The following is a 22,269-nucleotide window of genomic DNA, read 5'->3' as shown; positions in this document are numbered from 1 at the left end:
GTTTGAATACAGTCGTAACTTTTTTAAATCAACCGATTACAAGTTTACTTTAGTTGCCAAACGTCATTAATAACAAGTAATTAATTAAGATTTTTATCTTAGAAATTTATACAACTAATGCCATCGAAAAGTGTAACTGCTTGCAATGGATGATTCTGCTTAAAAAGTAATTTATCTTGCAGTGATGGATGTATAAAAGATGGACAATTATCGACATTGAGGTAATTAAACACGGGTAAGCCAACAAGCGCTATAGCCCTCTTTTTCTTGATCAAATCGTGAATAAAATGCAACTGAGTTTCAAATAAATAAAGGTAACATCATTTATTTATTTGATGAACCATGCATTACAAAATCAATGCATAAATCATTCATTTCTGACGGTTTACCAATATAGATCGGGTTCGGAATGCACTGGCTTTAAAATATGAGAGAATGACGTGCCGCCAACAGGTTCATAAACCATTTATTAATATTGCCTCTGTACTCACGTTTGTAGTTGGTAATGGCGTAATTTTAATACTGCCGTCACATGACGGCAGTAGTGATCTATAAATAAAAGTTAACAAATAATATTTATTTAAATGCGGCAAAGACACTTTCAATCGCGACAGCACCGGGATCTTTCACTCCTTCTAGGCTTTCACTGTTTAGATAAGAGGAGCGTCCTGCTTTGGCTTCTAACATTTTAGCAGTGCTGTCTGCACCAGCTTTCGCAGCAACAATCGCAGCCGCTAAATTCTCATCTCTTAGGGCAATGAGCGCTGGCTCTAAGGCGTCAATCATAGTGCGATCACCCACTTTAGCGCCGCCAAAGAATTTCATCTGTTCAAGGCCACTCAAGAGTGCCTCCGCAAGATTTTGATGTTTTGCATAATGCGTACCAGCTGCGGTAAAGAAAATAGACAGTAAAATACCACTGGAGCCGCCCATCGACATTGCTAAATGCTCACCAACCACTTCAAATAGTTTCTCAGTTTCTGCCAGTGGTAATTTTTTATTTTTCAAGGCCTGCAATACGGTAAGTGCACCTGATGAGAAAGTTGAACCGGTATCACCATCACCCACTAATGTATCAAGACGGTTTAACTCAGTTTTTAAATCAATCACCGTATTACACACGGTGTCAACCACAGCAGCAACAGCGGCAGATTCAGAAACAGTAAATTCAACACTGTTAGAGAATTTTTCAATGGTTATAGGTGTTGCATCATTCACAGTAATGCCTTTTGACCAAGACTCAACCGCAACGGGTGCCATCAGAGCGGTTTCTAACTCTTCAGTAAGTACCAAACAAGATAATGAAAAACCCTTCATATCAATTGCAGTGACAAAAGCTTGTGGTCCAAATAGATAGTTCATATTCTGACCAAGAGATGATTCAACCACATCTTTCGTGAGTAAACTCATTTCAAGCGGTGATGTACCCCCTAGGTTATTAAGTAATAAGGCATATTTTTTCTGTTGAGTATTGACTAATAGTTTTTCAGCCATTATTTCAACCACGCCGCGGCAATGCTCAATATCAATAATCGCAATACCCGGTTCGCCATGAATACCTAAGCCCAATTCTGCTTTTTTAGCGGCAATACGATCTTCTGTATGCTCACCCGGAATATGGCAACTCGTTATTGCAACACCAATACTGCTAACATTATCATTCGCTAGATTCGCCATCTCAGTAACACGCGCTAAACTAGCATCTTGATCAGCATAATAACCCGCAACTTTGTGCACAAATACCGTACCGGCAATCCCACGCGGTTTTTTACTATCCACAATAGAAATATCATCATTAACGATAACCATTTCTATATTAAGACCTAATTTTTTTGCTTTTTCAGCCGCCAAACCAAAATTAAGACGATCGCCCGTATAGTTTTTAACAATTAATAAACAGCCCGCTTCACCGGTTACATACAAAATTGCATTAAGTACCGCTTCCACGCTTGGAGAGGCAAACACATCGCCACATACCGCTGCGGTTAACATGCCTTGGCCGACAAACCCTGCATGAGCAGGTTCGTGGCCAGCACCACCACCGGAGATGATTGCGACCTTATTTTTATCCCAATCTTTACGCACCACCACGCGAATATGCTCATCAATATTTAGCCGGGTCAAATTGTTGTGCTGATTGCTGTAAATCAGACCATCAATGGCATCACTGACTAGGGTTTTGCGTTCATTAAAAAATAATTTAGACATGAAAATTCCTCTAATTGATATCAACCAGTTATTAATTACTTACTGTACGTATAACTGCCAGATGGCAGTCAACGAGAAGAACAGCCCTTTATGACAAGAGCTGTTCTTACACTAATTTATTGACCCAGCTGATGTGCGGTTAAGATTGCAGAAAGTACAGACTCTGGTGTAACAACAAAGGGCATATTATAAATAGTTTCACCTTCGGCACACGAGGCGACTGCCACTTCATATAACTTGTCGCGGTTGATTTCTTTAACACCCATCATAAATAAATTAGTTGGTAGACCCACAGACTTACAGAAAGTTAAAAACTCTGTAATTTCTGCCATAGGGGCATTTTCTAGTACTAAATGAACCAAAGTACCAAAGGCAACTTTTTCACCGTGGAACAGATGATGACATTCTTCAAGCATCGTTAAACCATTGTGAACCGCATGCGCTGCTGCTAAGCCACCACTTTCAAAGCCAACACCACTTAAGTAAGTATTTGCTTCAATAATGTTTTCAACTGCAGGCGATGTTAAGCCGTTTTCTACTGAGATTTTAGCTTTAAGACCATCTGCAATGACTGTGTCATAACAAAGTTTTGCTAAGGCTTGAGCTGCTAGTGTCGGTGCGCCTCCAGTGTTTGTTCCTTTGCCAGAGCGGGCGGTAGCGCGTGCTTCAAAGTAAGTTGATAATGCATCACCCATTCCTGAAACGATTAATCGTACGGGTGCACCCGCAATGATTTTAGTGTCCATAATAACCATACTAGGATTACGTGGGATCATTAAGTATTCAAGAAATTCACCATTAGGTTTATAGACCACTGCAGACGCACTCGTTGGCGCATCTGTTGATGCAATAGTTGGTACTATAACGACAGGGAGATGACAAAAGAACGCGATTGCTTTTGCTGTATCTAATGTTTTACCACCACCGATACCGATAATGACTTCAGAACCATTCGCTTTTGCAATTGCAACTAAGCGCTCTATTTCTGGGTGACAACATTCGCCATTAAATTTTTCTAGGGCTAATAAACCGCCAGCCTTTGCAAAGCTTGCAGTTACCTGTTCCCCGACTAATCCGGTGACAAAGTCATCGGCAATCGCAAATGCTTTTTGCCCTAACGGCTGAACATATTCTCCGATATTATTAAGTGCATTTGCACCTTGAACGTACTTACTTGGGGAGACGATAATCTTATCCATAACACAATTCTCTTATTAAAAGTTAACGGGATCTGCAAAGCAGAAAGGGATTATTAAATCAATTTGTAAATGTTTTTATTTACGCTCTATCAACATAGACACTGGACGACAGAAGCGATACTTTTTTCACTTAACAATAACAATAAGCATGAGACGCAGCACAGATGCCTAACAAGAGATCCTTAACCAATCAAATGAAAGTGATTCACGTCACGAAACCAAGTCAAAACAAACAAAATAGTTTCATAAGGGAACGCGAACAAAAAATAACCGTTTCGATATGAAACAATGTTAAGGCGCTTTATTTGTGCCTTAATATTGTAGATACTGAGAGTGTTTATCACGGTTAATCTACTCTCCTAACAACAAGGACGTCCTGTGAAACAACTTATCAATAAAGTGGAAAATATCGTAGAAGAACAAATTAGTGGCATGGCGCTCGCTCATCCTGAGCTGCAATATAATGCCCACCCTCGCTATCTAATAGGTCCTTCATCCAGTGAAAAAGTCGCACTCATTTCCGGAGGAGGATCCGGTCATGAACCGCTACATATTGGTTTTATAGGCCAGGGCATGCTCACCGCCGCCTGCCCTGGTGAAATCTTTACCTCACCTACGCCAGATCAGATGTATGAATGTGCTAAGGCCGTTAATAATCAAGCCGGCATTTTATTTTTAATTAAAAACTACACGGGTGATGTGCTCAATTTTGAAACCGCAGTAGAACTACTGCATAGCGATGGCATCGCCGTTGGCTCGGTATTAATTGATGATGATGTAGCCGTTAAAGACAGTATTTACACTGCGGGGCGGCGCGGGGTTGCGGCAACCGTCTTAGTTGAAAAAATTGTCGGCGCAGCCGCGCAGCGAGGATATTCACTGACGCAGTGTGAAATACTGGCGCGCCGTGTCAATAATGCAGCGCGATCCTTTGGAGTTGCTTTATCGGCCTGCACGGTTCCCGCCGCAGGTAAACCCTCATTTATACTGGAGGATGATATTGTTGAATTTGGGGTAGGCATTCATGGTGAGCCCGGCATTGAGCGTAAAGCTTATACAGATCTAGATAGTCTGATAGAGCAAATGTTTGCGGAAATAAAAGATTGCCCAGAATATACCCGTATTTTGCAGCAGTGGGATCGTGAAACTGGTCAATGGCTAAAAAATCCGGTGACCATTGAACCCTTTGTCGCCAATGAGCAGTATATTGTACTGGTTAATGGTTTTGGCGGCACACCGGAGTCTCAACTCTATGGTGCATACGCCAAACTAACCGAGTGCTGCGCCCAAGCAAACTTTAAGATAGCTCGGCAACTAGTGGGTAACTACTGCACCGCATTAAATATGCAAGGTTTATCCATCACCTTACTGAAAGCCGATGCAGAAATACTGGCTCTATGGGATGATCCGGTCAATACCCCTGCATTGCGGTGGGGCTGCTAATGTTGTTATCTGACAAGTATTTAATATGCTGGATATACAAGGCCCTCGCTAGGGAGAAATAATGAACTTATCGCAACAACAAATTTTACAGTGGTTACAGGAATGTTGCCGACTTTTTGAACAGGAGCAAGATCTGCTTACCCAATTAGATGCCGATATTGGGGATGCCGACCATGGCCTGAATATGCATCGCGGCTTTACCCGGGTGGCTGAAAAATTACCCACATTGATTGAGCAACCCATTACCAGCATACTAAAAACCGTCGGCATAACGCTGTTGTCCAGTGTCGGTGGCGTAACGGGACCATTATACGGTACTTTTTTCCTACGCGCCGCCACCGCGGTGGAAGGTAAAGAGGCACTGGATCTTCGCGATGTCGCAGAAATGCTCGGTGCGGGTCTTGCGGGCATTATTGATCGCGGTAATGCCGAAGTGGGTGATAAAACTCTATGCGATCTATGGTGGCCCGTTGTCGAGGCAGCCAATCAAGCCGCACAGCAGGGGCTTGACATGCAAAACATGTTGACACTGCTAACGCAAATCGCGCATCAAGCCGCACATTCCACCATTGCGATGCGGGCAAAAAAAGGCCGAGCCAGCTATTTAGGAGTGCGTAGTATTGGTCACCAAGATCCGGGTGCAACCTCAAGTTTGCTGATGGTGATCGCGCTGCATAGCGTTATCCAAAACACATAATCAGCACGTTGTTACTCATACATTTAATCTTCGTTAATAAGTTGATATTTTTTAAGCTTTCGCCACAACGTGGTACGCCCTATGCCGAGAGCAGCAGCCATCTCTTGGCTTTTGCCATGATACAAAACTAATGCCTGCTCAATGCTCTGTTTTTCCAGCACGGCTAAGGGTTGAATGGATTGCTGAACAGGCTGTAACTTCTTACCTTGATTAAGCAAATGCGCAGGTAAATCCTGCACCCCTAATTTATCACCCCGGCGCTGTAATAGACATTTTTCAATACAGTTGTTCAGTTCAGCAAGATTACCCGGCCAAGTATACAAGCAGAGGGACTCTTTGGCCTTATGTGAAAAGCTGGACGAGCATTGATAACGGGCATTGAGGCGGGCTAATTGTTGTTCAATTAACAGCGGCAAATCTTCAGGACGCTCTCGGAGCGCCGGCATAGATAACTCAACCGTACTAACTGCATAATAAAAGGGACGGCTAAAATGATTCAATGAGAGCAAACTGTCCGATCTCAACTGCGTGCTGCAGATAAGATTTAAACGCATCGAAATCACCTGGTTAGTTTGATAACAACGGATACTATTGGTTTTCAGCAGATGTAATAACTGCGTTTGTACCGACCGACTTAAACATTCTATGTGTTCAAGATACAGGGTACCACCATTGGCCTGCTCCACTTTGCCCGGTTTATCCTGAGCATCGCTGGCAAACAATTCCAGCAGTACCCGATCCCCCTCTAGGCTGGCACAATCAAAGGTGATGAAAGGCCCACTGCGACGCAGACCGTTATCATGAATCGCCTTTGCCAATTGTCGTTTACCGCAGCCATCCTCCCCCAGCAAAAGCAACGGCGAGGGGCTTTTACACACGCGTTTAGCAATCGTCAGAAGTTGTTTCATCTGCTTGGAATGCGCGACAAAAAAATCAAAATCAAGGCTAACATCCGTCCCCGCTTGATCTTGAGAATGGATACGACGGCTCTCAATCGGGTGTAAAAAAAGTAGATAACTTTGCTGCGCGATGGGTTTAAAACTGATAGTGGCTTCGATAAAGGCATCCCCACACTGAAAAGTAACCTCCACCCGTGATAATGACAAATTCTGCTTAATCGCGTTTTTCACAAGAGGGGGAAATAACAACAAACTATTCAGTGCTTTGCCAACAACTAACCTTTTATCCAGATTAAGGCGTTGCTCAGCATGTACATTAAGATAACTAATACGCTTACTGTTATCCCATGCAATGACCCCCTCATCCATGCCAGTTAATAACGCATCACGTTGGCTAAGGATATGGTTAGATTCCGACAAACTGGTTTCAAGATGTAAGCGACTACTTACCTCTCGAGCGCAGGAGGTAATTAAGGCACAATCCTGCGCTTGATGCTCTCCGACTTTGGTGAACAGTGCTAGCACACCACGCTGCCTGCCATCGAGGCTAAATACGGGTGCGGCGTGACCACTAACATCATGCAAGCTACGATTAAAATGTTGTGCACCATAGATAGATACCGGATCACTTAAATGTAGACTTTGGCTAATCGCATTACTACCGACTCGGCCTTCGCTCCAGAAAGCCCCCTCTTTAATACCTAATGACGTTAACTTTTCGCACATAAGCGCATGACCCATCATTAATAAAGTACAACCGGTCTCGTCGGTCACAATCAGTGCGCAGCATTTATTGGCCAGCAAACCAAAGGTATCTTCAAGCACAGTGTGTGTAATAGTCAGTAAGTTACCCGTGCGTTTAAGCAGGGAACGAAAGGTCATACCCGATGCCACATGCGGCGCGTGCCAATTAAACGGGCTACTTTGACGACGACAACGCTCCCAGGCATCAATGATCGGTGTATGAGTGATGCCCGGCGCAACCCAGTGGTGCTTTTGGAAAAATTCCCAAGTATTATACAGGGCATCTAAATCATCACTGTTCGTCGGTGCTGCTGTTTTTGTTTTTTCAAAAAGCGTACTCATAATTCCCTGTTATTCATAAAGAACAATTTAAATTGAATTAGCCTTGCAGACTATTCCGGCAGTAATTTTTCAATAATGCATATATTTGAATCCAATTATCTCTATAACTCAATGACATCCGGCCAGCGATTAACCATAATAGAGTTGATATAAACACCACAGTTCACCGTGCTTTATATTCAGATCAACACAGTGGTTCACCTCTGCCTTACCATAACATTTTACAATATTTATTGGTTTTATATCCGCTATTTGTTATTCGTTAGCCGCCACCAAAAGCAACGACTCTATTTAAATTATGTTTAATATATAAGCTAATGAACTCAGTTCATTAGCTGGGGTTACATAAAAGTCGTACCTGATATTGATAGCGGCGTTGTGTTAGACGAAATTCATGGTGTACACTGGGGCTCCACGAATCATCACCGCCAACGCCCATATGGAAACCATCTAAACGCAGATAAATTTTATCTTCAGCGCGTAATTGATGGGTGTGTTTTGCCTCTGCTACATTATTTTGCGAATAGCGACTGACTCCTAAGTGGAAATCCCCCTGCACACTTAACTGACCTATTTGAGCCTGTTTTACATCACAACGTAAGCCGCTTTCTGATGGGAAAATATAAGGGGTGAACATCTCTTCAACCATACATTCGTGGCGAGCAATATGTGCCGACAGAAGACGATCCGGGTAGTTTTCATGGGGACCACGGCCGAACCACTGCACGTTTTTATCACTATTAGGTAATACCAGCTCCATACCGACACGGGGTAATGAAGGCATGGATAATGCGACATTGACCGCCACATCAATGGTCACTGCGCCCGTGCCATCAATTTGGTATAACCACTGCGTGCTAATGAGCAGTTTATTCTCAACATAATGACCGAACTGTACTTTAACCAGCACCGCATTAGCCATATTTAGCGCTTCAATATGCAGACATTTAACGCTTAAATTATTAAGACCGGCGGCCTCCCAGAGCGCAATCCATGCATTAGGGTCGAGGCAATCCACTTCACTGGCACCAATATCATTATCCAGTGGTGCGCGATAAAAGTTATCTTTTGGCCCCTGCAACAATTGCGTTGCGCCAGCGACTAACCAGCGGTCAATAATCCCCGTTTGTTTGTTAAATTCAACGCTAAAATCATCGCCACAAATAACCCATGTTTTATCATTTTCAGTTACCTCAGGCCCATTCACCTTGCGCGGCTGAATAACGGCAAGCTGCATAATAGTCGGCAACTCAAATTGCTCCGTTGCCACCACAAAGCCTTTGTCAGCCCAGGCTTTATCTTGATTTAAAGAAACTTCAATATTGAGATGATAAATCGCCCCGGCTTTTTGCTCCGGCAACTGCTCGCGTAAGGTTAATAACACACTTTTTTGCGCAGCAACCTGTAACAAAAGTTCACCAGAGTCAATCAGCAAACCTTCTTCAGTCACTGACCAGGTTAAGGTTTCTCCAAGGCTATCGGTAAACAGATTTTCGCTGCTGACATTAATGGTTAAAGGCTTTCCCTCAACGAGTGAAAATTGATAAAATTGCTGTGCTTTTTTCGCTTCTAACACACTTGGATGAAGTGTTCTGTCCGGGAAGATGAGGCCATTAACACAGAACTGCCGATCATTAATTTCATCTCCAAAATCACCGCCATAAGCCCAATACTTCACACCCTTTTTATCGGTTTTTGTGATCCCTTGATCCACCCAATCCCAAATAAAACCGCCCTGCAAACGCGGGTACTTCCGGAAAGCTTGCCAATACTTATCAAAACTGCCGAGGCTATTGCCCATCGCGTGGGCGTATTCACAAAGGATCAATGGACGCGTTTCATTGGGTAAACCAATCCATTTTTTTATGCCAAATTTTGGCGTTACCGAAGGATCTCGCGGATCGGTTAAATCATTTTCCACACGCGCATACATAGGAACGATAATATCGGTAGCGGCTGTATTCGCCCCTCCCCCTTCATATTGCACCGGGCGAGAAGGATCTCTTAACTTGGTCCATTGATACATGGCATGGTGATTATTGCCAATACCTGACTCATTGCCAAGCGACCAAATAATAATGGAAGAGTGATTCTTATCACGCTCAACCATACGCGACATTCGGCGCATATAAGCATTTAACCAGCTGAGATCATCAGAAAGACGACACATTGGAAATTGACCATGGGTTTCGATATTAGCTTCATCAACCACATATAAACCATATTCATCACAGAGCTCATACCAAGTTGGGTGATTGGGATAATGGGCAGTGCGCACTGCATTAAAGTTATTTTGTTTTAGTAATTTGATATCCACCAGCATATCTTCACGAGAAACTGCATGGCCTTTTTCGGGGTGATGCTCGTGACGATTAACACCGCGGATCAGCAGCGGTTGACCATTTACTTTTAATAAACCATCGCTAATTTCCACTACGCGAAAACCCACTTGATACGCTTCACTATCAACCACTAGCCCCTGGATATTAACCAGTGACACCACGACGCGATACAGATAAGGGCATTCTGCACTCCACTTTTGCGGTGAACTAACGTCAATGTGCTGCTCGCAAAGATCTTTAAACGGGCCTTTTTCATCAATAATACGTTGTGCAAAATCGCTAACAATCACGTCACTGACTGGCTTTAAATCGCCATCAAATAACTGAGTGTGTACTTGATAGTTAGCAGATTGTTCTCCATAAGCCGGAGCTGCAAGGTAAGTGGAGACATTAAGTACGCCATGATTAAAACAGGCATCGAGATCGGTACTCAATGCCACATCACGGATAGAAACAGTGGGTTTAGAGATCAGAGTAACATCCCGGAAAATACCACTTAACCACCACATATCCTGATCTTCAAGATAAGAGCCATCGGACCAACGCATCACCATCACTGTGATTTTATTTTCCCCTGCAACCAAGTAGTCGGTTAAATCAAATTCAGCGGGTAAGCGGCTATCTTGTGAATAACCGATCCAAATACCATTACACCAGAGATGAAAAGCAGAATTAACCCCATCAAAACTAATACGTTGATTGCGCCCTGCCCAACTCTCGGGCAACGCAAAGCGGCAACGATAAACTCCGGTTGGGTTATCATTTGGCACAGTGGGCGGCGTGTCAGCAAAGGGATATTTAATGTTGGTATAAATAGGTTTGTCATACCCCTGTAACTGCCAATTACTAGGCACTGTAATCTCAGACCAACCATGTTCGTTAAATTCAGGCGTAATACATTCACCCGGCACAACTTCTGGCTTGGCAAATAATTGAAATGCCCACTGCCCATTTAACGATAACTTATAGTCCGAAGCGTGATTATGTAATGCAGCCTGTGCACTGTGAAAAGCATCTAGGGGAGCATGTGCTTCTAATACATTTTGATGTGTAACATGTTGGTTTTCCCAATCACGTGCACTAATAATTTCATTAAAGGTTTTCATTTTTTATCCTTTTCCAAAATACTTGAAACTTTATTCACTTTAAAATCAACAGCGATCATTACTTAAACTCACCAGTCATATCTGCAACATAAGTGGTTTTCATCACTGGCATATACACATACAGGTAGATTTTCCAATCTTTAACGCCATCCACACGGACGGCATAAATTAATCCCATCGGCAATGTTTTAGTACATTGACGAAAATAAAAGACAATAAAGGCTGATCTAATACGTGCCAGCTTCGCCACATCTTTTAATAAATCAAACCTTAAACTGATTAACTAGACTCTCCTGCTTAGAAGAAAGCTCCGCAATCTGTCTACCGACATTCTCTGAGGCTTCCGCCTGCTCTAGAATATGAGCGCTTAAATCTCGAATATTTGTAACGCTCAGATTTACTTCACTCGATACAGCTTGCTGCTCTTCAGCTGCATTAACAATTTGACTGTTCATTTCACTGATTTCTGCAATGGATTTAAATACGTCATTAAACTGAGTCACCGCTTTTTGCACTTGCGTCGATGTGCTATTAGCAAGTTTGCTACCATTTTGGATAGCATCAACTACATCAATGGTGCCGGTTTGCACTTTTATGACAACTTCCCGTATCTCATTAACCGAATCCTGTGTTCGCCTTGCTAAATTACGCACTTCATCCGCAACAACAGCAAACCCCCGCCCCTGCTCTCCTGCCCTAGCAGCCTCAATAGCCGCATTCAGAGCCAGTAGATTGGTTTGCTTAGATATCTCCTCAATCACCGTCAGGATAGCCGTAATATTGGTATTATTCGCTGCCAGCTCTTCCACCACAGGAACAGCTTCACTCATACGCTGAACCAGCATTGCCATCTCATTAGATGACAGCTCGACTACCTGTTGTCCCTGAATTGCCGAGTCATTGGCTTGGTTCGCGGCCTTCACCGCCATATCAGCATGCACAACGACCAGCCGTGCTGTTTGCGTCATCTCCTCGGAGGCGGTAGCAACCATATCAACCTCTTTAAGCTGAGCTTCACTACTGCCACGTGTCACCGAAGCGGATTTTTCTGCTTGAACTGCTGTATCGGCAATTTGATGTGTTGTTTCGATAATTTGTTTAATCATTTCCTGAAGTTTATCCAAGAACTGGTTAAATCCATGAGCAAGCTGGCCAATTTCATCTTCAGACTTAACCTGCAAACGCAGAGTAAGATCTCCCTCACCAGAGGCAATATCCTGCAATCTAGCGACAACTTCCCGAATTGGTTTTACCAACTCAAGGGCGGCAAATGCAATCACCATTAAACCAATAATAATAAATACCAGACCGGATAGTAATTCTTTAAAAACACCAGCCTCAACTTGTTCAGTAATCAAAGCATCTAAACGATTAGCATCCTCTAGTACACTCTCCTTGGGCATTTCAAAAACAAGTCCCCAGTGTTGACTGGCGATCGTTAGCGGAGCAAAAAGCATCAACCAATCTCCATCATCACTCCATATTGTGTTAATTTCATTACTTTTGCTCACTTCAAGTAATTCATTATCCAAACCATGCGGACTTTGAAATGGCGTACCAATTTTGGCTTCTGCGTGATCACTGGCAATCAGCATTCCTGATTGAGTTAGCAGGTTTACAGCCCCCTTTCCATCAAAGAGACTTGTGTCTGTCGCCCGCACTGTAGGCGCAAGAAAATTAAGTTTTAAGTCGATGCCAACAAAACCAATCACTTGATCATCTTTAATCAGCGGAAAGGAGATGGAGGAGGTAAGAGTTTCCCCATCACCAAAGACATTAAACGCAGGCGTCGTCATACAGGGTTTTGTGGTTTTCAATGGGCAGGAAAAACGTTCGTTATTTTTAGGATCGTTAAGTGTCGCTTCTAATATGACATTTGAAAGAATCTTCGAGCCATCAAGTGATGTCGCCCAATAGGTCGCAAAACGTCCGATTTCATTAGAGCCGGTATAATCAGATCCTTGAAAATCGACATCTTGCCCATCAAGCGAATTTTTCTCAAAGACCAGATAAGCACCGTGAATCGAAGGAAAATGAATCACTGCGCGCCGGATCATTTCATCCAAAGAAGTTCGTAAAAGATCACTTTCAAAAGTATTATCTTGAGCATTTTGTTGTAAAAAAAGTGCGGATTCAGCGAGCATTTCACCACGATAAAAAGCTTCTTCAAGAAGTTGTTTTATCTCTGCAACATTAAGTTTTGCCTGACTTTGCAAAAATTGCTGAGATTTAGCAATCACCGATTTAGCACTCTCCTCTTGAATCGTTTTTTGATTTTCCAGGGCATGATAAACTGAAAACCCAATCAATGAAAAAGAAGTAAGTATCAGGCACAAGCCTGCCGTTAACGTTATTTTCCATCGAACCGAGCGTATTTTCATGGTTTTCCTTTTACACAAATTATTGTTTATTATTAATGTTTTCACTGCGGATGATATTGTCTTGCATCTTATCAACGCTTTTAATGAGGTAATGATGAAGGTATGAGAAAACAGGAAAGCCAATGTTCATTAGCTAGCGGTCGGCAAAAAAGGAACATTGAAGTGGTGAACTTAAACGAGGTTAAGCTCACCACAAACTAAAGCCCTAGCAGATTATTTAAATACTCTCTTACGAACTTTCTCTAGACGTTTAAGAATTGAATCAAGGCGATCCGGATGAACCATAAACTCTTGAAATCCTTTCATACCTTCTTTAGCCATTGCAGGATCGGTATCTCGATCATAGAATTGTGCGGTACCTTCTGCCGCATTCAACATTTTCACGCCGGTTTGTAAGAACTCATTATCTTTAACCGCCGCTTTATTGTTGGTTGGAATCTGCAACATTTTTTTGTTGATCAATTCTTGATTTTCTGCGCGAGCAACAAACTCAAGGAACTTACGTGCATCAACTTTATTCTTCGCTTTAGAGGGGATATGTACCGTATCCATTGGTGCATCTTCCGCCATTGGAATGGCTGCATCGATAGATGGGAACTGGAAGAAGCCCATTTTTCCGTCAAGCTCTTCCGGGAAACTTGGGGTAATAAAATTACCAATCAAGTACATAGCTGCCTCACCGTTATATAAAAACGGTTGTGCTTCCTGCCATGAATAAGCGGCATGATTCTCAAGATAATAACCAGGCTCCACTAACTCTTTCCAATTTTCAAAGGTTTTTTTAACCCGTGGATCGGTATAAGCAACTTTACCTTCCATTAATTTAATATGGAAATCTAAACCATTAGTACGCATGTTGATGTAATCAAACCAACCCGCCGTCGTCCATAGGAATTTAGTACCAATGGTGAACGGCGCGATGCTGTTTTTCTTCAGTGTTGCCGCTGCTGATTTCAGCTCATCCCACGTTTTAGGCTCTGCAATATCGAACTTTTGGAACAGATCTTTACGGTAATAAATACCCCATTGATAATAAGTATATGGGACCCCCCATTGCTTGCCATTAATCGTCATTGCAGGCGCTGCCGAGGTGAAATCAGCCTTAAGGCCATTCTTTTTCCAGATATCACTGACATCTTCAAAGAGACCACGATCAACGAAGGTTTTCATACGATTACCGGCGTACCAGAAAACCACATCCGGTGGTGAAGTGACCAACCAGTTACGAATAGTTGTTTTATAGGATTCATGGTCATAGAGATTATATTTAACCGTTATATCCGGATTTTCAGCTTCGAAACGGCTAATAATTTCCTCCCATGCTTCCTTTGGTGCAGGATCAGAGGCATCTGAGTTAATCACTAGCGTACTCGCAAAAGCCGATGCAGAGAGAGTTGCTGTAAGTATTGCCGATGCGGCAATATGTGTTACATATTTCATATTGAGGTCCTTGTTATAGAGCAGATGCTCGTTGTTGTTCAATGACAATTAGCGTTATAGCTTGTTTCTCAACTTGTTTTGAATATTTATACCTTGCGGTACGTGCGTCACTATTTTTGCGCCAGTCGGTAAACAGACTGGCATGCCATAGTTATCCTTTTGTCGCACCTAACGTTAAACCGGTTATAAAGTGACGTTGCATGGTAAAGAACAGGAGCACGGGTGGAACCGCTGCAACGACCGCACCGGCAGACATAAATTGCCATGATGATAACCACTGCCCCTGCAGTGAACTGAGCCCAGCGGTCACCGGACGAACTTCATCACTCTGAACCAACACTAAGGCCCAGAAAAAGTCGTTCCAGATAAAGGTAAATACCAAAACTGCCAGTGCCGCTAATGCGGGACGAACCAGAGGTAGCACGATGTGCCAGAAGATCTTCCATTCACTGACCCCTTCAACGCGCGCGGCTTCAATCAACGCATCTGGAATGCCAACAATAAAGTTACGCATAAACAGCGTACAGAAACCGGACTGAAACGCGATATGGAACACAATAAGTGCCCAATGCGTATCGTAAAGTCCTAAGTCTATGGTCAAATCACGTACTGGAATCATCAGTATCTGAAACGGTACAAAGTTACCTCCGATAAAGGCGGCAAAGATCCAAACATTACCTCTAAAGTTATACTTCGCTAGCGCAAACCCGGCCAAAGTAGACAGTGCGACCGCACCGGCAACCGCAGGTAAGGTAATAAGCAAACTGTTAAGCAGATACTGTCCCATCGAAGTGGAAGCAAATACCTCCGTATAGTTTTCAATAAAGTTAAACGACTCCGGCCAACCCCAGTAATTACCCTTATTAATATCTTCTATCGAACGGATAGAAGTCATCATCACGGCAATCAACGGCAGTAACCACAGCACAATTGAAATAGGCAGGGCGACGCGATAGCTGATATTGGCAAAGCGGCCTGATTTTTTTATTGGTTTAGGAAACATTATTTTTCTCTCCTTAGCATACGCCACAAGAAATAAGCGATATAAACATCCATAATTAAGAACAGTACAACTGACACTGCCGCACCGTAACCCATGCGATAGTTAAAGATAGACTCTTCATACATTTGATAAGCAAGCACTGTCGAACTGCCCCACGGACCGCCCGCAGTCATGGTTGCCACGAGGTCAAATGAGCGTAAAGCACCAATAACCGTCACCACAATCGCAATAAAGGTTGCAGGTCTTAGTTGAGGAAGCACCACATACCAGAGCATTTTAAATTTTTTGGCACCATCTAAGCGCGCAGCTTCCAATTGCTCAGCATCAAGATTATTAAGACCGGTCATATAAAGGATCATGCAGTAAGCTATCTGCGGCCAAAGACCTGCAGCAATTATGCCGAAAGTGACATAATCCTCGTTCGCCAGGATGGATATCGGCTCAAAACCCAATGCGCCTATGGCAACATTAAACAGACCAAAACTAGGATCATAGAACCATGCAAACACTAAACCGACCACCACTTGGGAGATAACAAATGGAAAGAAGAACAGGGATTTCACGATGCGAATGCCCTTAACTTGTTGATTTAGGAAAAGTGCAATCAGCAGACCAATGGGCGGCGCAAGCATATAGAAAATTAACCATAATAAGTTATTTTTCAACGAGGTATAAAAAGCTTCCGAATCAAATAGTTCGACATAGTTGCCGAAACCGACCCAGGTTTTTTCTCCCATACCATCCCAGTTGTAAAAGCTTAACGATATACTGGATAAGATGGGATATAGCACATAAACTGAAAATATTATCATTGCCGGGGCTAAAAACAGCCATGGAGATAATTTCGCACTAATTCGCCTTTTCTTACTAACCGAAGGCAATCGGCTTTTTGGGTATGTTGTTTTCACTGAACACTCCACCTTTACGAGTTTCGACACTTGTACAATTATCATCACCTTTGTGATAAATCCTAGCGTGAAAATCAATGTCAATTTTCACGAAAGCTCACAACAAACACGATGGGTTAAAGATAGTAGAACCTAATTTCAACCTTAATACCGGCATTTAACGTTTCCGTAAACATGCCAGTCAAGTCAATGAACTCAATATAGAGCAATTCCACACAGCATTGACACAGGCACAAGATGATTGTGCAAACAAACACACAGAAATGGGTATGTAACGTCTCATAAACATGATGTAGCTCAACAATCAAGCATTATTCACTAACAAATTTCAACAAATAGCATATGTTGATAAGCACATTAGATATTAGTATATAAATTAGCCAAAACAAAGGAGACCGTAATGGAAGACATTACACTTAAGAAGGTCATTAAACGTTTCGATGATGTTCAAATTATCCATGGTATTGATTTAGAAATAAGTCATGGTGAGTTTGTAGTATTTGTTGGACCGTCTGGCTGCGGTAAATCAACCTTACTGCGACTGATCGCTGGCCTTGAAGATATTACGGAAGGTGAAATTTATATTGACGGAAAACTAGTCAATGATATGGATCCGGCTGAGCGTGGTGTCGCCATGGTATTCCAATCTTATGCCCTTTACCCGCATATGACTGTTGCAGAGAACATGGGCTTCGGCTTAAAAATGAATGGGCACACTAAAGAGACAATTGATAAACAAGTCAACCTTGCTGCGAAAACACTGCAGCTTGATGCGCATCTTAAACGTAAACCAAAGGAACTTTCCGGAGGGCAGCGTCAACGTGTTGCAATTGGCCGAGCTATCGTTCGAGATCCTAAAGTGTTCCTGTTTGATGAACCGCTGTCTAACCTGGATGCTGAACTTCGTGTGGAAATGCGACTGCAAATAGCCAAACTTCACCAGGAGCTGAAAAACACTATGGTTTACGTTACCCATGATCAGGTGGAAGCAATGACACTTGCAGATAAAATTGTGGTACTGCGTGCCGGTCGCATTGAACAGGTAGGCTCTCCAATACAGCTCTATCATAAACCAGTAAACGAATTCGTTGCGGGCTTTATCGGATCTCCGAAGATGAACTTCATTCCAACTACAGTCACCGACATTGCGGAGAATAACGTCACGTTGACCACCAAAGATAATCAGAAATTAATCATTCCCCAACCAAAAATAGGCGTGAAGATTGGTGATTCCCTTACCTTTGGTATTCGACCTGAGCACCTGCTCATTCATGGAGAAGCCGAAATTAAGCTAACATTCAACAGCGAAGTCGTCGAGCGTTTGGGTAACAGCACCTATATGTACGGTCAATCTTCGGGCGTTGATGCTTTTACCGTACACCTTCCAGGTGATCAGGAAGTTAAAAAATTCCAGAAGTTGCAACTTAGTTGTGCCAGCGACAATATTCATCTGTTTGACCATAAAGGCATCTGCATCTCTAGCTGAGCCAATCAGAAATAATGAAATGGTTTATTTTAACAATATTAAAACGGTTATTTATATTTGAGCGAATTCTAAGCAAGTTCGCTTTTTTGTTGGAAAATAGTGGCAATATAAATATTAAGTTATCAGTTAACTCTCTATTTTTAATAACATCTGGTAATAGATAACAAAAACAAAAATAAATCAAAGTCGAATATTTATATCTAAATTTTATTAAAACACAGAGGAGAAAACAGATGCAAAATAACCTTTCCCGTTCAAAAATGGCTGGTGCACTTGTAACAGCATTTGGCGGAGAGCAAAACATCGAACAACTTGATGCATGCCTTACTCGTCTAAGAATTTCAGTTAAAGAAACAAAAAATGTAGATCAAGCTCAACTAAAAGAACTAGGCGCGCTAGGTGTTGTGATTATTGGCAACGTTATTCAAGCATTATTAGGTACCAAGTCCGACGATTATAGAAAGGATATGCAAAATTGGATAGATGCCAATCCAAAAATAGGGATTGCTGGTGATTTAGTTGCAGCATTTGGTGGTAAAGACAATATCCTAGCAATAGATGCGTGCTTAACGCGTCTAAGAGTTTCGGTAAAAAAAACAGAAGATGTCGATCAAGTAAAATTAAAAGAACTTGGTGCGAATGGCGTGGTAGTTCAGAGTGTAAATAAAAAAATTCAAGCCATTTTTGGTAGAGAATCAGATGATCTTAAAGAAGCAATGCAAGCTTGGATTAAGCAATGATTATTGAGTTAAACTGAGATAACTGCAGCCCTCCAAAAAAAATAAAGACTAGCAATTATTCTGTTAGTCTTTATATATTGATTCTGTAACTGCCCGAAACAACCTTCAATCGTTTATCTATTTATTGCCCTGGAACATAACATCTTAACTGCATTATTTTGTTTGGCTCTTGATGGCTATTCAGTAAGTAACTTTTTAATTTGCTTAAGTAACGTATTAATTTGTTGCTCATTAGCCTGCGGTGGCCGATAAGCTTGAGTGCTTTTTCGCTCAATTAACTCGGTCACAATAGATTCATGCTGGTATGCTTTTGTTGCTTTATCTGCCACGCTAAAGGCAAGGGAAACAGCGCGTTCACCAATGGTTAAAAAGTCCTGCTTGATAGTGGTCAGTGGTGGCGTGAAATAAGCGCTATCTGCAGTATCATCAAAACCAATAACCGAGACTTGCTGCGGGACGGTTAAATTAAATTCGTTTAATGCCCTTAATACACCCAGTGCCATTTGATCACTAGCAACCAATACGCCATCAATATCGCGACCATCGCTAAGCGCTTGACGTGTGCACATATAACCACTGCCCGCTTGCCAGTCTCCTTCACATTGATGAATGATTTTGCTATCCCCATCCTCTTTTAAAACATCTAACCAGCCCTGCAGTCGAAGTTCCGAGGCACTGGAACCATGGGGACCTGTAATGACTAATAAGCGTTTTCTGCACAGCGATAACATCAATTTAGCTGCTGCTTTTGCTCCATTATAGTTAGCGCCAGATACAGCGTTAACCCGGCTGTCTGGTGGCACATCAATAAATACAAATTGAATGTGTAAATACTGCGCAACCAATAATTCTGCTTCTTCCTTGCTCAGTGGAATATTCATAATTATAAATTCCACGCGTTGCGCTTTAAGATCGTCTACTGCTGCCGTTATTTTGTCAAAAGAATGCTCAGCAACAACAGATAATGAGGTGCCGTAACCCAGCTTTTTCGCCTGTTTACGAATACCGTCATTAATCAGCGAGGCCCCCTGAAGCAGGATACCAATGGTCACGAGACCAATTGTTTTTGACTTTGCTCTCCCTAATAGCTGCGCTCCTTTATTAGGAATGTATCCCAGTTGTTTAATGGCGGCATTAACTTTCTCTCTGGTCTCTGGTGCGACGCTCAGTGAGCCATTGGTAACACGAGAAACGGTTTGAGTCGATACGTTGGCTAGCTTAGCTACGTCCTTAAATGTCACATTCATTTTCTTTCTTCAACCATCTTAAAATCAATGGTGAAATTATAACATTGCCACCTGCTCAATACTATTAGATAACTTCGCACAATAGCGCTATCACACACTCTAAAGCGTCACGCGATGGTATTACTCTCTGCTCATTTTAACTTCTGCATTGTTCCCTATTCTAGCGATCTTTATAATAAATAGTCTTTACTTGGCTCTTTCAATCACGCAAAAAAAACGGTTAATGGACTGTATTAAAATTCAAGAAATAACAATCTGACAGGAGGTGTTTATTTGATAATACCTTTTTTGATTAATTGATAAGCATAAAAGACATAAGCAAAATAAAGTACAAAGCTGATGGCTATCGAATAATAAGATAAAGGCTCCGCTTCGACTAATGCTCTCCAAGTAGGTGAAAACAAGTTATGAGTCAGTGCTGCAGCCATTAAGGGGATATAACCAAGGTATAGTTTTAATGCGATCGCCTTTAGTCTAAAGAGTTGCAGCGCACAGAGATAGAAGTAGATAGGATTAAAAACATTAAAAACATGATCCAGTACGCCAAGGGTTTTATGATACTCCCCAACCAGACCTTCACTAACAATATCGCCAGAAACCATAAAATAGTAACTGAACAAACTAGATAAGCTAACGGTTGCAAAAATAAATATTACCCATACCAGTATGGGCCTCCTAATTGTCTTTTCTGTATTTACTTTTTGTTGCTGCTGCTTTTTCTTTGGTGCTTTTGCGCTGGTGGCCATATTCTTTCCTTTTAATGACAATGAAAGTTTAACAATATTATTTACTCGACTCCGGCCGTATCATTTCGCTGCCTTTGTGGGTCTAAAAGCAATCTTAAAATAGACGAACAGCCCATTTTTAACGATTAACCTGAGTAAGGTGCATAGACATGTAATAGAAATAGTCCGGTACTCAGTATTGATTCTTGGTCTAAACGTTTACGCTGGCTTAAATTTACATAACATGCCGATTTTTTAATAATTTCTCGTCAAAAAAACAAGTTAGCACTAAGCTATGATCTCTTTATTGGTGATTTTTATAAACACTTAAACCTATCAACATAAGCACAAAATATAAACTTATTTAGTGGCTATATCTGAACATATACAAACCGGAAGCCTTTTTTGCTTCCATCTGACTAGACACCTTAACGGCATACATCCGAAAAACATGTTTCCGCAAACAAAACGGTGACCTAGCACACATAAAATAAACTTTAACTTGATCTGAATCGCACTTTTTGTGCCGATTGATTGTGCGATAAAAGCAGCATGTGCCAATATAATTGCATATGTTTACGCAAACACCGATAATTCATAGGATATCAAATGACAAATATTATTCATCTTACCAGCAAAAACTGTAGCTTGATCATCAAGGTTGAGCGTACCCCTGAAATTCTTCATTGGGGGCCGAAAATAAATCAGATCGATCCCGATATACTGCTTTCTACCGAGCGTCCGATTTCTCAGGCGCGTCTTGATGTGGATGTACCACTCTCTTTATGCCCTGAATTAGGTAGCGGTCACTTTAACGCGCCAGGTCTGGAAGGTCATCGTGATAGTTATGATTGGGCCCCTGTTTTTGAAATTTTTGATCACGAGCTCTCCGCGCAATCTGTTCTCTTTAAGCTACAAGATACAGTTGCTAAATTGCAGCTAGAGATTGAGATAAAACTTGATTTTGCAAGTGATGTTATCCAAAAACGCATTAAAGTTATTAACATGGGTGACACTAAATATTCTTTAACTAAACTTTCTTGCACATTACCTGTCCCTAACCATGCCAATGAGCTGATGTCTTTCTACGGTCGCTGGAGTCGTGAATTCCAAACTCACCGTCAAAGTTTCGCCCATGGTGGCTTTATGCAGGAAAATCGTCGTGGACGTACTTCGCATGAAAACTTCCCGGGTCTATTTGTCGGTACGGATCATTTTAATGAGCAAAATGGTCACGTGTGGGGCTTTCATTTAGGTTGGAGTGGTAACCACCAACTACGCGCAGATGTAAAAAGTGACGGCCGTCGTTTTGTACAAGCGGGTGAATTATTACTTGCGGGTGAAGTGACTTTAGCTGAA

Annotated in this window: 16 protein-coding genes; 5 read left to right on the top strand and 11 right to left on the bottom strand. The window is 42.0% G+C overall.

The features are described from left to right. Nucleotides 1-576: 576 nt before the first annotated feature. Nucleotides 577-2,208, bottom strand: a complete 1,632-nt coding sequence (locus tag ACJAT7_RS11290; protein WP_415226906.1) for a dihydroxyacetone kinase subunit DhaK — start codon at nucleotides 2,206-2,208, stop codon at nucleotides 577-579. 116 nt (nucleotides 2,209-2,324) lie between these two features. Then, the gene (locus tag ACJAT7_RS11285) at nucleotides 2,325-3,407 is read right to left on the bottom strand and encodes a glycerol dehydrogenase (protein WP_415226905.1); all 1,083 of its coding nucleotides are present in this window, start codon (nucleotides 3,405-3,407) and stop codon (nucleotides 2,325-2,327) included. 378 nt (nucleotides 3,408-3,785) lie between these two features. On the opposite strand from ACJAT7_RS11285, the gene dhaK reads away from it, so the two are divergent. Next, complete coding sequence (gene dhaK / locus ACJAT7_RS11280; protein ID WP_415226904.1) at nucleotides 3,786-4,850, top strand: dihydroxyacetone kinase subunit DhaK; 1,065 nt, start codon at nucleotides 3,786-3,788, stop codon at nucleotides 4,848-4,850. A gap of 61 nt (nucleotides 4,851-4,911) precedes the next feature. Beyond that, a complete protein-coding gene (gene dhaL / locus ACJAT7_RS11275; protein ID WP_415226903.1) occupies nucleotides 4,912-5,547 on the top strand; it encodes a dihydroxyacetone kinase subunit DhaL in 636 nt (211 codons plus the stop codon). A gap of 23 nt (nucleotides 5,548-5,570) precedes the next feature. On the opposite strand, the gene dhaR is transcribed toward dhaL, so the two are convergent. The 7 genes from dhaR to ACJAT7_RS11240 all read right to left on the bottom strand — a co-directional run bounded on the left by dhaR (nucleotide 5,571) and on the right by ACJAT7_RS11240 (nucleotide 16,712). Next, entirely contained in the window at nucleotides 5,571-7,532 is a 1,962-nt protein-coding gene (gene dhaR / locus ACJAT7_RS11270; RefSeq protein WP_415226902.1) for a dihydroxyacetone kinase operon transcriptional regulator DhaR, read from the bottom strand. A 331-nt stretch (nucleotides 7,533-7,863) separates the two neighbouring features. Beyond that, nucleotides 7,864-10,980 (bottom strand): beta-galactosidase, encoded by a 3,117-nt coding sequence (locus ACJAT7_RS11265; RefSeq protein WP_415226901.1) that lies wholly within the window; start codon nucleotides 10,978-10,980, stop codon nucleotides 7,864-7,866. 58 nt (nucleotides 10,981-11,038) lie between these two features. After that, nucleotides 11,039-11,230 (bottom strand): hypothetical protein, encoded by a 192-nt coding sequence (locus tag ACJAT7_RS11260; RefSeq protein ID WP_415226900.1) that lies wholly within the window; start codon nucleotides 11,228-11,230, stop codon nucleotides 11,039-11,041. Nucleotides 11,231-11,243: 13 nt separating this feature from the next. After that, on the bottom strand, nucleotides 11,244-13,361 hold the full coding sequence (locus ACJAT7_RS11255; protein ID WP_415226899.1) for a methyl-accepting chemotaxis protein: 2,118 nt from the start codon (nucleotides 13,359-13,361) through the stop codon (nucleotides 11,244-11,246). A gap of 213 nt (nucleotides 13,362-13,574) precedes the next feature. Beyond that, nucleotides 13,575-14,801, bottom strand: a complete 1,227-nt coding sequence (locus tag ACJAT7_RS11250; protein ID WP_415226898.1) for an extracellular solute-binding protein — start codon at nucleotides 14,799-14,801, stop codon at nucleotides 13,575-13,577. A gap of 151 nt (nucleotides 14,802-14,952) precedes the next feature. Beyond that, nucleotides 14,953-15,804: a carbohydrate ABC transporter permease gene (locus ACJAT7_RS11245; protein ID WP_415226897.1), complete on the bottom strand. Its 852-nt coding sequence runs from the start codon at nucleotides 15,802-15,804 to the stop codon at nucleotides 14,953-14,955. Further along, a complete protein-coding gene (locus ACJAT7_RS11240; protein WP_415226896.1) occupies nucleotides 15,804-16,712 on the bottom strand; it encodes a carbohydrate ABC transporter permease in 909 nt (302 codons plus the stop codon). Before ACJAT7_RS11240 ends, ACJAT7_RS11245 begins: the two co-directional genes overlap by 1 nt. Before the next feature lie 400 nt (nucleotides 16,713-17,112). Between ACJAT7_RS11240 and ACJAT7_RS11235 the strand changes: the two genes are divergently transcribed. Both ACJAT7_RS11235 and ACJAT7_RS11230 read left to right on the top strand, forming a co-directional pair. Continuing rightward, nucleotides 17,113-18,198, top strand: coding sequence for an ABC transporter ATP-binding protein (locus tag ACJAT7_RS11235; protein ID WP_415226895.1), 1,086 nt, complete (start codon nucleotides 17,113-17,115; stop codon nucleotides 18,196-18,198). Between the two features lie 233 nt (nucleotides 18,199-18,431). After that, nucleotides 18,432-18,938, top strand: a complete 507-nt coding sequence (locus ACJAT7_RS11230; RefSeq protein ID WP_415226894.1) for a glucose PTS transporter subunit EIIB — start codon at nucleotides 18,432-18,434, stop codon at nucleotides 18,936-18,938. A 176-nt stretch (nucleotides 18,939-19,114) separates the two neighbouring features. Here the strand turns inward: ACJAT7_RS11230 and ACJAT7_RS11225 are convergent, their stop codons facing one another. Together ACJAT7_RS11225 and ACJAT7_RS11220 are read right to left on the bottom strand one after the other, a co-directional pair. Then, a complete protein-coding gene (locus ACJAT7_RS11225) occupies nucleotides 19,115-20,185 on the bottom strand; it encodes a LacI family DNA-binding transcriptional regulator (protein ID WP_415226893.1) in 1,071 nt (356 codons plus the stop codon). Nucleotides 20,186-20,454: 269 nt separating this feature from the next. Then, nucleotides 20,455-20,931: a hypothetical protein gene (locus ACJAT7_RS11220; protein ID WP_415226892.1), complete on the bottom strand. Its 477-nt coding sequence runs from the start codon at nucleotides 20,929-20,931 to the stop codon at nucleotides 20,455-20,457. A 588-nt stretch (nucleotides 20,932-21,519) separates the two neighbouring features. Here ACJAT7_RS11220 and ACJAT7_RS11215 point away from each other — a divergent pair. Further along, nucleotides 21,520-22,269 (top strand): glycoside hydrolase family 36 N-terminal domain-containing protein (locus ACJAT7_RS11215; protein WP_415226891.1); only part of this gene is annotated, 750 nt, incomplete at its 3' end.

The sequence above is a fragment of the Psychromonas sp. genome (genome assembly GCF_047632995.1).
Taxonomy (GTDB): Bacteria; Pseudomonadota; Gammaproteobacteria; order Enterobacterales; family Psychromonadaceae; genus Psychromonas.
The sequence above is the reverse complement of the archived record's forward strand: the minus strand, read 5'-3'. Positions and strand labels throughout refer to the sequence as shown.

Bases quoted from the DNA above. Each gene is read 5' to 3' on its own strand.
- dhaL (WP_415226903.1), top strand. From the start codon at position 4,912: ATGAACTTATCGCAACAACAAATTTTACAGTGGTTACAGGAATGTTGC.
- ACJAT7_RS11290 (WP_415226906.1), bottom strand. From the start codon at position 2,208: ATGTCTAAATTATTTTTTAATGAACGCAAAACCCTAGTCAGTGATGCC.
- ACJAT7_RS11230 (WP_415226894.1), top strand. From the start codon at position 18,432: ATGCAAAATAACCTTTCCCGTTCAAAAATGGCTGGTGCACTTGTAACA.
- ACJAT7_RS11220 (WP_415226892.1), bottom strand. From the start codon at position 20,931: ATGGCCACCAGCGCAAAAGCACCAAAGAAAAAGCAGCAGCAACAAAAA.
- ACJAT7_RS11245 (WP_415226897.1), bottom strand. From the start codon at position 15,804: ATGTTTCCTAAACCAATAAAAAAATCAGGCCGCTTTGCCAATATCAGC.
- ACJAT7_RS11265 (WP_415226901.1), bottom strand. From the start codon at position 10,980: ATGAAAACCTTTAATGAAATTATTAGTGCACGTGATTGGGAAAACCAA.
- ACJAT7_RS11250 (WP_415226898.1), bottom strand. From the start codon at position 14,801: ATGAAATATGTAACACATATTGCCGCATCGGCAATACTTACAGCAACT.
- ACJAT7_RS11255 (WP_415226899.1), bottom strand. From the start codon at position 13,361: ATGAAAATACGCTCGGTTCGATGGAAAATAACGTTAACGGCAGGCTTG.
- ACJAT7_RS11235 (WP_415226895.1), top strand. From the start codon at position 17,113: ATGGAAGACATTACACTTAAGAAGGTCATTAAACGTTTCGATGATGTT.
- ACJAT7_RS11285 (WP_415226905.1), bottom strand. From the start codon at position 3,407: ATGGATAAGATTATCGTCTCCCCAAGTAAGTACGTTCAAGGTGCAAAT.
- dhaR (WP_415226902.1), bottom strand. From the start codon at position 7,532: ATGAGTACGCTTTTTGAAAAAACAAAAACAGCAGCACCGACGAACAGT.
- ACJAT7_RS11225 (WP_415226893.1), bottom strand. From the start codon at position 20,185: ATGAATGTGACATTTAAGGACGTAGCTAAGCTAGCCAACGTATCGACT.